The sequence below is a fragment of the Dietzia sp. SLG310A2-38A2 genome (assembly GCF_014145095.1).
Taxonomy (GTDB): Bacteria; Actinomycetota; Actinomycetes; order Mycobacteriales; family Mycobacteriaceae; genus Dietzia.
This window is the reverse complement of sequence record NZ_JAALDX010000218.1, coordinates 1-11,928: the sequence shown is the minus strand read 5'-3', so window position 1 is coordinate 11,928 and position 11,928 is coordinate 1. Positions and strand designations below refer to the sequence as shown.

The 11,928-nt window shown below is 70.7% G+C and carries 11 protein-coding genes; 5 read left to right on the top strand and 6 right to left on the bottom strand.

Annotated features, from left to right (window positions below; all coding sequences use genetic code 11):
- Nucleotides 1-242 precede the first annotated feature (242 nt).
- A complete protein-coding gene (locus G6027_RS08295) occupies nucleotides 243-803 on the top strand; it encodes a DUF4112 domain-containing protein (protein WP_241726938.1) in 561 nt (186 codons plus the stop codon).
- A gap of 19 nt (nucleotides 804-822) precedes the next feature.
- On the opposite strand, the gene G6027_RS08290 is transcribed toward G6027_RS08295, so the two are convergent.
- The 4 genes from G6027_RS08290 to G6027_RS08275 all read right to left on the bottom strand — a co-directional run bounded on the left by G6027_RS08290 (nucleotide 823) and on the right by G6027_RS08275 (nucleotide 5,667).
- Nucleotides 823-1,926, bottom strand: coding sequence for a hemolysin family protein (locus G6027_RS08290; RefSeq protein ID WP_241726937.1), 1,104 nt, complete (start codon nucleotides 1,924-1,926; stop codon nucleotides 823-825).
- Nucleotides 1,923-3,281 (bottom strand): hemolysin family protein, encoded by a 1,359-nt coding sequence (locus G6027_RS08285; protein ID WP_182636756.1) that lies wholly within the window; start codon nucleotides 3,279-3,281, stop codon nucleotides 1,923-1,925. The genes G6027_RS08290 and G6027_RS08285 overlap by 4 nt, the downstream gene beginning before the upstream one ends.
- Before the next feature lie 185 nt (nucleotides 3,282-3,466).
- Complete coding sequence (locus G6027_RS08280) at nucleotides 3,467-4,345, bottom strand: P1 family peptidase (protein WP_182636757.1); 879 nt, start codon at nucleotides 4,343-4,345, stop codon at nucleotides 3,467-3,469.
- A 53-nt stretch (nucleotides 4,346-4,398) separates the two neighbouring features.
- Nucleotides 4,399-5,667 carry an Ig-like domain-containing protein gene (locus G6027_RS08275; protein WP_182636755.1) on the bottom strand — a complete coding sequence of 423 codons (1,269 nt, stop codon included), beginning with the start codon at nucleotides 5,665-5,667 and terminating at the stop codon, nucleotides 4,399-4,401.
- A 250-nt stretch (nucleotides 5,668-5,917) separates the two neighbouring features.
- Between G6027_RS08275 and G6027_RS08270 the strand changes: the two genes are divergently transcribed.
- The 3 genes from G6027_RS08270 (at nucleotide 5,918) to G6027_RS08260 (ending at nucleotide 8,162) form a co-directional block, all read left to right on the top strand.
- On the top strand, nucleotides 5,918-6,580 hold the full coding sequence (locus G6027_RS08270; RefSeq protein ID WP_182636754.1) for an NAD(P)H-binding protein: 663 nt from the start codon (nucleotides 5,918-5,920) through the stop codon (nucleotides 6,578-6,580).
- An 82-nt stretch (nucleotides 6,581-6,662) separates the two neighbouring features.
- Nucleotides 6,663-7,121, top strand: a complete 459-nt coding sequence (locus G6027_RS08265) for a hypothetical protein (RefSeq protein WP_182636753.1) — start codon at nucleotides 6,663-6,665, stop codon at nucleotides 7,119-7,121.
- Between the two features lie 75 nt (nucleotides 7,122-7,196).
- Nucleotides 7,197-8,162: an NADPH:quinone oxidoreductase family protein gene (locus G6027_RS08260; protein WP_182636752.1), complete on the top strand. Its 966-nt coding sequence runs from the start codon at nucleotides 7,197-7,199 to the stop codon at nucleotides 8,160-8,162.
- A 103-nt stretch (nucleotides 8,163-8,265) separates the two neighbouring features.
- Here G6027_RS08260 and G6027_RS08255 read toward each other — a convergent pair whose 3' ends face one another.
- Both G6027_RS08255 and G6027_RS08250 read right to left on the bottom strand, forming a co-directional pair.
- A complete protein-coding gene (locus tag G6027_RS08255; RefSeq protein WP_182636751.1) occupies nucleotides 8,266-10,092 on the bottom strand; it encodes an acyl-CoA dehydrogenase C-terminal domain-containing protein in 1,827 nt (608 codons plus the stop codon).
- Nucleotides 10,093-10,201: 109 nt separating this feature from the next.
- Entirely contained in the window at nucleotides 10,202-11,362 is a 1,161-nt protein-coding gene (locus G6027_RS08250; protein WP_182636750.1) for a pyridoxal phosphate-dependent aminotransferase, read from the bottom strand.
- Between the two features lie 45 nt (nucleotides 11,363-11,407).
- On the opposite strand from G6027_RS08250, the gene G6027_RS08245 reads away from it, so the two are divergent.
- Entirely contained in the window at nucleotides 11,408-11,869 is a 462-nt protein-coding gene (locus G6027_RS08245) for a Rieske (2Fe-2S) protein (RefSeq protein WP_182636749.1), read from the top strand.
- Nucleotides 11,870-11,928 lie beyond the last annotated feature (59 nt).

The following is an 11,928-nucleotide window of genomic DNA, read 5'->3' as shown; positions in this document are numbered from 1 at the left end:
CCGCGACGAGTCCGGCGACGGGTCGGGGTCGGCGGCCAGCGCTGCTGGGGTACTGGCGGCGCGGTGTCGTGGGCGTCATCACTCCACGAAACCAGAAACCCCGCCCCACCGCACCGGACAGGACGGATGTCCACCCGACACGGACGGAACTCCCAGCCGGCCCGAACACGATCGGAGTCGCCTCCCGGGCAGCCTCCGGGCCGCGGTGGCGAGGCGCCCCCATCCCCGTAGGCTCGGCCCCCATGACCAGCAGTCGACCCGACCCGGTGAGGTACCCGGTGACCGAGCCCGTGGCGGCGAGGCGGCCCGCGCCCGATGTGGTGCGGACCGGTTCTGTGGTGCGGACCGGTTCGTCCCCCGTGACCTCCGGCCTCGCGCGCGTCATGGACGACCTGGTGCGCATACCGGGCACCAGGTACCGCGTGGGGCTGGACCCGGTGATCGGCCTGGTGCCCGTCGTGGGTGACGCGCTGGGGACCGTGGTCGCCGCCGCGGTGCTGGCCGAGGCGATCCGCAACCGGGTTCCGGTCCACATCCTGTTCCGCATGGGTTGGAACTACCTGGTCGACGCGGTGCTCGGCGTGATCCCCTTCGTGGGTGACGTGGCGGACGTCGCGCACAAGGCCACATCCAAGAACCTGCGCCTGGTGGACCGGACCATCGCCGAGGGCAGGCGCGTGGACACCGGCGCCCGCAGCTACCTGCTGCGGGCGGTCGGCGCGGTGGGGCTGATGCTGCTGGTGTTGATCGGCATGGCCGGGCTGGCGCTGTGGGGCCTGCTCAGGGTGATCGGTCTGTTCTGACCCCGTCCCGACCCGCGGCCTAGACGGAGGTCACCGGAAGGAGTCGCCGCACCACGTCGTCCAGCGTGAGGACGCCCCTGACCTCGGAGACGTGGGTGCCGGGGTGGCCACCCGATTTTTCGACGACGACGAGGTGTGCCCGCGCCTCACGCATCCTGCGGAACGCCTCGGCCACCGAGAGGTCGTGCTCGAGGGACAGGCTCGGCCGCATGAGCTCCCGCGCCGTGGCCGCCGACTGGATGTTGATCGCGTCCCGCGCGTGCACCACACCCACCGCGGTGTCGCCCTCGATCACGAGCAGACGCAGGTGGCCGGTCCGGCGTGCCGTCTCGCGGATCTCCTCCGGCGAGGCGTCCACGCTGACCGACGACATCTCGTCCGGGGCGGCGGGCGTGTCCACGCCGCGCTCGCCCAACAGGTCACCCACGGTCAGTTCCTGCAGCTCCAGTGCGTTGAGCAGCTGCCGGTGGTGGGTGTCGTCGAGCGTGCCGGCCTCACCGGAGTGGCGCACCAGCTCCCGCAGGGAGTCGGCGTCCTGCCCGGAGGCCACCTCGTCGCGGGTCTCCACACCGAGACGGTGGAGGATCCGGTTGGCCATGGTGTTGAGTGTCACCAGCAGGGGCCGGGTGAGCCAGAGGAAGCCCCGCATCGGGATCGCCAACAGCGTGGCCGAGTACTCGGGGTGCGTGATGGACCACGACTTGGGAGCCATCTCGCCCACCACGAGGTGCAGGAAGGTGACGATGAGCAGGGCGAGGACGAACGCGATGACGTCCGCCGTCCAGTAGGGCAGGCCCCAGCCGGCGAACACCGGGGTGAGCCAGTGGTGGACGGCGGGCTTGGTGACGGAGCCGAGCGCCAGCGCGCACAGCGTGATCCCGAGCTGGGAACCCGCCAGCAGAAGTGTGAGCTCGGACGCGTTGCGCAGGGCGGCCCGGGCGGAGGCGCTCGACGCTGCCGCGTCCTCGAGGCGGTGACGCCGCGCCGAGATCAGGGAGAACTCGACGGCCACGAAGAACGCGGACGCCGCGATGAGCAGGATCGTGGCGAGCACCACGACGAGCGGGTTGCTCATGAGGCCCGATCCGGCCTCGGCGGCGAGCAGGGAGGTGGTGGGGTTCATCGCGCGGCCTCCTCGACCACGACGTGCAGTTCGGCGGGGACACGTCGTTCGATCCGGCGCACCTCGGTCCGGAGGACCCGGTCGGCGGAGATCTCCTCCAACACGTCCGTGGTGGGGAGGGGGATGTCGACGCGGTCGCCCAGTTCGGGCAGGTCACCGGTGGTCTCGATCACGAGCCCGCCGAGCGTCTCGGCGTCCACCTCGGGCAGGGTGATCTCGAGCAGGCGTTCCACCTCGTCGAGATGGGTGTCGCCGGACAGGAGCCACCCCAGCCCCTCGCTGACCGGGGTCCCGGCGGCGAGCTGGGGATCGTGCTCGTCCGCGATCTCGCCGACGATCTCCTCTGCCATGTCCTCCATCGTCACGACACCCGCGAAACCGCCGTATTCGTCCACCACCACGGCCATCTCCGACTTCTCGGCACTCAGGCGGTTGGCCACCTCCGGTAGAGGCAGTGAGGTGGGCACGATGATCGGCGCCCGCATCAGGGCGGACACCGCCGTGAGATCGGCCTGGTCGTCGTCACACACCGAGAGCAGGTCGTGGAGGTCCACGATGCCGATCACGTCGTCGGAATCGTCGCCGACGACCGGATAACGGGTATGGCCGGTGGCCATCTTGGACAGGACCTCGTTGACCGTGTCCTCCGCCCGCACCACGTCGGTGCGGCTCCGCGGGATCATGGCGTGCTCGGCGGGTTGCCCGGGGAAGTCGAGCATCCTGTCGAGCAGTCGACTGAGCTCCTCGGACAATTCGCCGGTCTCGCCGGACTCAGCCACGATGTGCTCCAGGTCGCGGGCGGTGGCGGAGTGTTCCTTGTCGTGCACCGGCTCGATGCCGACGGCCTTGAGCAGCGCCTCGGACGCCTTGTCGAACAGGCCGATGAGCCAGCCGAACAGTCCGAGGTAGATCGTGGTGGAACGGGCCAACCAGCGTGCGACCGGCTCCGGTTTGGCGATGGCCAGGTTCTTGGGCACCAACTCGCCGAAGATCATCTGGACGACCGTCGAGAAGAGCAGTGCCAGGACCGTGCCGACCACCACGCCGACCCCCTGCGGCACCGAGGCCAGGCCGAGGAGCTCGCCGATCGAGCGGCCGATGAGCGGTTCGGCCACGTACCCGACGACCAGGGTGGTGACGGTGATCCCGAGCTGGGCGCCCGAGAGCATGAAGGACGTGCGTCTGGTCACGCCGAGGACGCGCGCCGCGGCCGGGTCGCCCTTCTCCGCCGCGGCTCCCATCCGGGAGCGGTCGACGGCCATGAACGCGAATTCCTGGGCCACGAAGTAGCCCGTGAGTGCGGTGATCGCCAGGACCACCACGACGCCGACGAGTAGTGAGAGCGCGATGCTCATCCGGTGTTCCCCCTTCCGAGAAGGGGGCTGATAGATCGGGCCGGTGTATCGGCTCGGCTCACTGGAGGTGCTCCTGCGCTTTCGTCGGGGTCGCCCGCGGGCCGGTGCCCGGGGGGTGGCTTCTGATTGTCCCGCCCATCGCCGGAAATGTCGACTCCGTTCGGGGAGCCGGGTCGCCGGGCGTGTCAGGGACCGGCGGACCGTATGGCCCGGGAGACGGCGTCGAGCGCCATGAGGCGGACGGTGTCGACGTCGGCGGCCATCTCGCCGGTGGCCACGGCGACGAAACCGTCACCGTCGTATCGGGTGTGCGGCGGTGTCAGCGACCGGGAGAGCCCGTCATGGGCGCCCTGGGCGACGACGTAGCACGCTGTCTTGTCCAGTCTCGCGTTGGTCATCACCACTGCGATGGTGGTGTGCACCCGGTCGGAGGAGTAGTCGAACGGGGGCACCAGGTTCGCGACGCTGTCGAGGTCCACCGCGGTGCCGCCCGGGTCGATGTCACCGTAGGCGTTCACCGCGCACAGCGCGCCCACGACCAGGTCGCCCAGGGTGCTCTCCGTGTACCGGATCCCGCCGGGACGGATGTTCTCCGCCCCGCGCCACTGTGACGTGAACGCCCCGGTGCCCGCACCGACCTGCCCCACCTCGACGTGCGGGCCGGTGGCCGCGGCCGCGGCGGAGTATCCGTCGTCCGACGTCGGGCGGACCTTCGGGTCGCCGATCCCGAGGTCGAACAGTGCCAGGGTCGGGACGATCGGGACGCGTCCGCCGGGAGTGGGCACGCCACGCCCGGCCTCCTCGAGGAACCGCATCACCCCCTCGGCGGCGGCCAGGCCGAACGCGGATCCGCCGGTCAGGAGGACCGCGTCGACGGAGGTCACGGCCTTGTCAGGCGCGAGTGCGTCGAGATCGCGGGTCGCCGGGGCGCCTCCGCGCACCTCGCGCGACGCCACCGCCCCCTCGGGGAGCAGTACCACCGTGCACCCCGTCAACGCCAACGGATCCGTCCAGTGGCCGATCGAGACTCCGGGCAGTCGCGTCCGAGGTGAGCGGGGCTCCATCACGCGAAACTAGCGTGCCGACCGGGAGACGGGCAACGGTGTCGACCGATCGCTCAGTCGGCGGAACCCTTCTGCCAGGTGCTCCACGGGACAGCCCAGTCGCCGTTCTGCCAGATCCCCTGTTCCGGGCCTCCGGTGTTGCGGACCTCGACGACGTCGCCGGCCACGGCCTGGTCGAAATACCAGGACGCGTCATCCGGGGAGAGGTTGAGGCATCCATGCGAGACGTTGGTGTTGCCCTGCGCCCACATCGACGAGGCGAGGGCGTGGAAGTAGATGCCCTCGTTGGTGAGACGGACCCCGTGGTCGACGGTCACCTTGTATCCGACGTCCAGCGGCAGGCCGTACGTCGACGAGTCCATGAGCACCGTGCTGGCCTTGTCGAGGACCGTGTAGACACCCCGCTGGGTCCAGAAATGCATGCTCACGCCGTTGTAGGTGGCCCACCCGCCCTTGCCCATCGACGTGGGCATGGTCTTGACCAGTTCCTGGTTGTGGAACACCGAGACCGTCTTGGTGACGTCGTCGGCGATCGCCACCCGTCGGTCGCCGATGGTGAAGTCGACCTCCGCGCCCTCCCCGCCCCACTGGCCGCCTCCGAGGTTCCTGCCCTCGGTGTCCAGCTCCACCCGGACCCGGGTGCCGGTGGCGTAGTAGTCCCTCGGCCGCCAGTGCGCGGTGGCGTCGTCGAGCCAGAACCAGTTGCCCTCGAGGGAGGGTTCGGTGGTGACCGTCATGTGCTCCTCGACGGCAGCGCGGTCGGCCACGGGCTGGTCGAACCGGGCGGCCACGATGATGCCGACGCCGTACTCGCGGCCGGACTCCAGGGCGCCACCGCCCGGGGTGACGAGGGTGGGACTGATAATGGCCTGAGGGTTGGCCATGGTGAACGTGCGCGTGTCGGTCCTCGGTCCGCCCGTCGCGCCCCGGTAGGTGACGTCCAGGGTGTAGGTGCGCCCGTAACCGAGGGTGACCGCCGGCTCCCACGAGGATGCGTCCCGCGACAGCTCCCCCTCGATCTCCTTGCCGGCGTCGTTGGTGAGGACCACCTCGGTGAGGGAGCCGTTCTCGACGAGGGCCCGGACGCCGTCCACCACGGCGACGTCGGTGGCACCGTCGGCCGGGGTGACCCGGAGTGTCGCCGGAACCGGCGCCTCCTGCGTCTCGGTCGAGGTGGTCGGGGTGGTCTCCCCGGCCGAACCCGTGGGGACCGGGATGGTGCATCCGGTGGCGACGAGCAGGAGGGCGAGTAGCCCGGCGAGGATGACGAGGGGGACCTGCGCCGCCGAGCGCGAGAGGGACCCGGACCGGGACAAGGACATGCGTGACTCCGAGGCAGAACTGAGGGTGTACCGGTGAACACCGGCTTATGTGCACATGATGCACGCCCGGTCCGACACGACGCGAACCCACACGGGCGCGCGCGGCGTGTCGTTGTGGAGTTGTGACCGGATCGGGCACGGCCGCCCCCGAATCGTGAGCTGCGTCTCTGTTGACGGGGTGCGGGTCTGGGTGATGCGCCGCCGCTCCGGTCGGGCGCACGGAGCGGGACGGAGGAGTAGAACGGAGGCCATGAGTATCGAACGCCCTGTGACCATCATCGGCGGCCACGGCAAGGTCGCCCTCCGTGCCGCCCGGATCCTGTCGGAGGCGGGCGCCCAGGTGAACTCGGTCATCCGGAATCCGGACCAGGCCGACGACATCCGCGAGGTGGGTGCGACGCCCGTCGTCGCGGATGTCGAGGAACTCGACGTGGAGGGACTTCGGGAGGTGCTGCGCGGCAGCGGCTCCGTGGTGTGGGCGGCCGGCGCCGGTGGCGGGAGCGCCGACCGCACCTACGCGGTCGACCGCGACGCGGCGATCCGCTCCATGGACGCGTCCGTACAGGAGGGTGTCGAGCGCTACGTCATGATCTCCTACGACGGGGCCGGCCCTGACCACGGTGTGCCCGAGGACGATTCGTTCTACCCGTACGCGCAGGCCAAGGCCGCCGCGGATGCCCATCTCAGGGATTCGGACCTGCAGTGGACGATCCTCGGTCCGGGCATGCTCACCGACGACGCCGGCGGGGAGTCGATCGGCGTGGGCGCCGACAAGCGCGATGACCGGGCCACGAGTCGGGACGCCGTGGCAGCCGTCACGGCGGCGGTCCTGCGCAGGCCGGACACCGTCGGTCGCACGATCGAGTTCTCGGACGGGCAGGTCCCCATCGGTGAGGCCCTGACCAGGGAGTGAACCGCAGGTGACCCGGCGGGGGTGAGTCGTCCACGAGGTGGGCGGGGCCCCGCTCCGTGTGCGGCACGGTTATCCTCGTCGGGTGCGGATCCTGGTGGGCGGCTCGTGGATCACCGTGTCCTGCGCTCTACTGACCGCGTTGTGGAGCGTCCCGCAGTTCCTCGCCACCGGGACCGTCACCCTGAGCTCGCACCCGCTGTTCGTGGTCTTGTTCCTGTTCCCCGCTCAGATCGGGGTGCCGGTGTGCCTGCTCGTGGCGCTGAACTCCATACTGCTGCTCTCCCGCGGCCGCCTCGTCACCAACCCGCGCCGGTTTCTGGCCGGGGGCCAGATCCTCACGGTCGCACTGTTGGCCATCTGCGCGTTGCTCCTGGTCCTGCCCACCACGTTCGGGCGGGAGTTCATCGTGATGGCGCTGGCCTTCCAGGTGGGGCAGGTCGTGGTGGCCGTGGGACTCGCCCTCCACCTCCTGCGCCGCCGGAGGTTCCGTCGCCGCCCGGAGACGGCCGATCCGAACCCGCCGGTACCCACCGACCCGTGAGCCCGTGCCCACCGACCCGTGATCCGGTCGGCCCTGTCCCCCCGAGGCGGGTGAGCGGGCTGACACTATGGGTCCATGCGTGCCATCCAGATCTCATCCCATGACGGACCCGCCGCCCTCGAGGTGGTGGACCTCCCCGAGCCGGAGCCGGGAGCGGTCCTCATCGACGTCCACGCCTCGGGGGTGACCTTCCCCGAGGTGCTCCAGAGCCGCGGGAAGTACCAGATGTCGCCTCCGCTGCCCTTCGTGCCCGGCTCGGAGGTGGCCGGCGTGGTCCGCTCCGCCCCCGAGGGTTCGGGTTTCGCCGCCGGCGACCGCGTGTGCGCTTTCCCCGGCCTCGGCGGATTCGCCGAGGTGGTCTCCACCGACCCCTCCCAGGTGTTCCGGCTGCCCGATTCGCTGACCTTCGCCCAGGGTGCATCCGTCCCCATGAACGTCCTGACCGTGCACTTCGCGCTGGCCCACCGTGGCCGGCTCCAGCCCGGGGAGACGGTTCTCGTGCACGGCGCGGGTGGCGGCATCGGGATCGCCGCCACCCAGTTCGCGGTCGCGTCCGGCGCCCGCGTGATCGCGGTCGCCTCCACCGAGGAGAAGCGGGACCTGGCACTGAAGGCCGGTGCGTCCGACGCCATCGCGCCGGAGGGGTTCAAGGACGCGGTGAAGGAGCTCACCGGCGGCAAGGGCGTGGACATCGTCGTGGACCCCGTGGGCGGTGACCGGTTCACCGACTCCATCCGCTGCCTCGGCCAGGAGGGGCGGATCCTCGTGATCGGCTTCACCGGCGGCGAGATCCCCACGGTCAAGGTCAACCGTCTGCTGCTGGGCAACAAGAGTGCCGTGGGAGTGGGCTGGGGCGAGTACTGGATGAGCAACCCCGGATACCTGCAGAAGCAGTGGGCCGAGGTGGAGCCGCTGCTGGCCGCCGGGAAGCTCGACCCGCTCGTCGGCGCGGAGTTCCCGCTGGACAAGGCCTCCGAGGCGCTCGAGCTCATGGACGGCCGCGGGGCGGTCGGCAAGATCGTGCTCACCACCGGACGCTGAGCGACACCCCGTCCCCGTAGCTCCATCGAGAAGAGCGTTCCGCGCACCCCGCTCTCGGCGGATGTGTGCGGAACGCTCTTCGCGACGAGCTGGCGGGGCCGGCCTAGAAGGCGGCCTCCGGCATCTGCATGACGTCCAGCTCCAGGGCCTCGACGGTGGCGCGGGCGGCGGCGACCTGGGGCAGGTGGGTCCGCGCGAAGTGGCCGGCCACCACGACCTTGCCGGTGTAGAAGTCGTGGTCGTCACCCGTGGCGTCGGGCAGTCGGCCCGAGGCCACCGTCGCCTCGCGCAGCAGCATCCACCCCACCAGGAGGTCGCCGACCGCCATGAGCAGCGGCACCGCGCCGAGCCCGATGAGGTACAGCGACTCCGGATCCTCCTGGGCCGACATGAGGTGTCCGGTCAGGGTCCCGACCATGGACTCGACATCCGCCAGGGCGCCCGCCACCGCGGTGCGGACGGACTCGAGCTCGGCGGGTCCGGCCTCGTCGACCGTCCGGTGGATCTGCGCGGCGACGTGGCCGAGCGCGGTCCCGCCGTCGCGGATGATCTTCCGGAAGAAGAAGTCCTGCGCCTGGATGGCGGTGGTGCCCTCGTAGAGGGAGTCGATCTTGGCGTCGCGGATGTACTGCTCGAGGGGGTAGTCCCTGAGGTACCCGGAGCCGCCGAAGCACTGCAGCGACTCCGCCAGGCACTGATAGGACCGCTCGGACCCCACGCCCTTGACGATCGGGAGCAACAGGTCGTTGACGGTGTGCGCCAGTTCCGGGCCGGCGCCCGAGACGACCTGCGCGGCCACGACGTCCTGGTGGGCGGCCGCGTAGAGGTACACCGCGCGCAGGCCCTCCGCGTACGCCTTCTGCGTGAGCAGTGACCGGCGCACGTCCGGGTGGTGGATGACGGTGACCTTCCCGGCATCGGGATTCCCGGCGTCGGCCATGTCGTTGCCCTGCACGCGCTCCCGCGCGAACTCCAGCGCGTTGAGGTATCCCGTGGACAGGGTGGAGATCGCCTTGGTCCCCACCATCATCCGCGCGGCCTCGATGGTCTTGAACATCTGCTTGATGCCCAGGTGGGAGTCCCCCGCGAGGAAGCCGACGGCCGGCCGGCCGTGTGCCCCGAAGGACACTTCGCACGTCGCCGAGGCGGTGAGCCCCATCTTCTTCTCGATCCCGGTCACGAACACGCCGTTGCGCTCGCCGGGCGCCGCGGTCTCGGGGTCCGGCAGGTACTTGGGGACCAGGAAGTAGCTCAGGCCCTTGGTGCCGGGGCCCGCGCCCTCGGGCCGGGCGAGCACCTGGTGCCAGATGTTCTCGAACAGGTCGCCTGAGTCGGCGCCGGTGATGAACCGCTTGGCGCCCTCGATGTGCCAGGTGCCGTCGGGCTGCTCGATCGCCTTGGCGCGAACGGCACCGACGTCCGAGCCCACCTCGGCCTCGGTGAGCATCATCGACGAGCCGTGGTTCCGGTCGATGATCCGGGCGGCCCACTTCTGCTGCTGCTCGTTGCCGATGGTGTGCATGATCTCGGCGAACAGTGGTCCGGACAGGTACATGAAGATCGACGGGTTGGCCCCCAGGAGGAACTCCGTGATGGCCCACGTGACCATGCGCGGCGCCGCGACTCCGCCGACCGCGGGATCCACTCCGACCAGACCCCACCCACCGTCCTGCCATGCGCGGACCGAGGCCACGTACTCCGGCGGGAGCGTGACTTCGTGGGTCTCGGGGTCGAACGTCGGCGGGTTCCGGTCGGCGACGGAGAACGAGGCCGCCACGGGCCCCTCCGCCAGGGCGGCGGCCTCCCGCAACATGGTGCGTACCGTCTCGCCGTCGAGCTCCGTGTCATCCCGCTCCAGGATCTCGTCGAGCCCCAACACCTCGAACAGGACGAACTCCAGGTCGCGCGGGTTGCTGCGGTAGTGGGACACTCGGGTACTCCTCGTCGACGCACGGGCGCGCCGACCGGCGCGCCAGGCAACCACCGTAGGCCCTGCGAGACGCTCGCGCGAGTCGGTCCGGAGCGTGCTCCGTTTTGCCTCAGTTGGCGAGCGCGCGGAGCCTGCGACCCGCCTCCGCCAGGACCTCCGGCCGTTTGCAGAACGCGAACCGCACCAGGTGCGACCACTCGTCGGAGTAGGTGTCGGTGAACGGCGCGAACGGGACCGCGGCCACCCCGATCCGTTCCGGCAGCCCAAGACACCAGGACGCGGCGTCGGTGACGCCGAGCGGGCGCGGGTCCGCGGTGAGGAAGTAGGTCCCCTGGGTGACGGCGAGGTCGAACCCGACACCGGTGAGGATGTCCACCAACTGATCCCGCTGGTCCTGCATCTGCGCCCGCAGCGCCCGGATCCACTCGTCCTCGTGCTCCAGGGCGTGGGCGGCGGCCAGCTGTAGTGGCGTGCCGGCGGTGTAGCTCATGTACTGCTTGGCTGCCCGGACGCCCGCGACCAGCTCGGCCGGCCCGGTCACCCATCCGATCTTCCAGCCGGTGCAGTTGAGCATCTTGCCGGCGCTCGAGATCCGCAGGGTCCGCGCGGCCATCCCCGGCAGGGTGGCGATCGAGATGTGCTCGTTGTCGTCGTAGGTCAGGTGTTCGTAGACCTCGTCCGAGATCGCGATCGAATCGAACTCGTGGCACAACGCCGCGATCTGCTCGAGGTCCTCCCGCGGCAGCACCGCTCCGGTGGGGTTGTGCGGCGAGTTGACCAGCACGGCCCGCGTCCGCGGGGAGAACGCCGCCCGCAGTGAGTCCACATCCAGGCGGAAGCGGCCGGACGAGCGGACCATCCTCGCCGCGCGCCTGGTGGCCCCGGCCATCGCGACGGTGGCGGCGTAGGAGTCGTAGTACGGCTCGATCACCACCACCTCGTCGTCGGGCTCCACCAGGCCCACCACCGCGCCGGCGATCGCCTCCGTGGCGCCGACCGTCACCAGGACCTCGGTGTCCGGATCGTGGACCAGACCCGTGTGCCCGGTCTCGTGGGCGACGATCGCGTGCCGGAGCTCGGACACCCCCGTCCCGGGTGGGTACTGGTTGTGGCCCTCGCGCATGGCACGCACGGCGGCCTCGATCATCGACGCGGGGCCATCGGTGTCGGGGAAGCCCTGCCCCAGGTTGACGGCCTCGAACCGCACGGCGAGTTGGGTGACCTCGGAGAAGATCGTGGTGGCGTGGGGCTCGAGACGGCGGACGGTCATGTCGCCAGCCTAGGTCCGCCGTCGGCGCCCGATACGATGGACCGTATGACCGAGCACCCCGCCGCCGCATCCGTCACCGTCGGACCGTGCACGCAGCGCCGCACCGTCCTGGCCGCCCTGCCCGGGATCATCCTGCTGCCGGGGATCGCCTCCGCGTGCGGGATGACCGAACCCGCGCAGCCGCCGTCCACTGTGCAGCAGACGACCGAGGTGCAGGCCACCACGATCCCCGCCGCGGACGTGCCAGTCGGGACCGCCAAGCAGGTCAAGTCGGGGGACGCGACGGTGATCGTCGCGCAGCCCACGCAAGGGCAGTTCGTCGCCTACTCGGCCCGCTGCACCCATCAGGGTGGGACCGTCCAGGTGGTCCGCGACCTGCACCTGCGGTGTCCGCTCCACGGCGCCGAGTACGACGCCACCGACGGCAGCAACACCCTCGCGCCGGCCCCGCGGCCGCTCGACGTGGTCCCGGTGACCGAGGCGAACGGCCAACTGACGATCGGCTGACCCGCGGTAGCGGTCGCGGGGGCGCCAGCGCCGGCGCCAGTGCCAGCGCGCGCCCCCCA

Coding starts and splice junctions, on each gene's coding strand:
- G6027_RS08260 (WP_182636752.1), top strand. CDS start 7,197: ATGCGTGCCATCCAGATCTCATCCCATGACGGACCCGCCGCCCTCGAG.
- G6027_RS08245 (WP_182636749.1), top strand. CDS start 11,408: ATGACCGAGCACCCCGCCGCCGCATCCGTCACCGTCGGACCGTGCACG.
- G6027_RS08280 (WP_182636757.1), bottom strand. CDS start 4,345: ATGGAGCCCCGCTCACCTCGGACGCGACTGCCCGGAGTCTCGATCGGC.
- G6027_RS08290 (WP_241726937.1), bottom strand. CDS start 1,926: ATGAACCCCACCACCTCCCTGCTCGCCGCCGAGGCCGGATCGGGCCTC.
- G6027_RS08275 (WP_182636755.1), bottom strand. CDS start 5,667: ATGTCCTTGTCCCGGTCCGGGTCCCTCTCGCGCTCGGCGGCGCAGGTC.
- G6027_RS08295 (WP_241726938.1), top strand. CDS start 243: ATGACCAGCAGTCGACCCGACCCGGTGAGGTACCCGGTGACCGAGCCC.
- G6027_RS08285 (WP_182636756.1), bottom strand. CDS start 3,281: ATGAGCATCGCGCTCTCACTACTCGTCGGCGTCGTGGTGGTCCTGGCG.
- G6027_RS08270 (WP_182636754.1), top strand. CDS start 5,918: ATGAGTATCGAACGCCCTGTGACCATCATCGGCGGCCACGGCAAGGTC.
- G6027_RS08250 (WP_182636750.1), bottom strand. CDS start 11,362: ATGACCGTCCGCCGTCTCGAGCCCCACGCCACCACGATCTTCTCCGAG.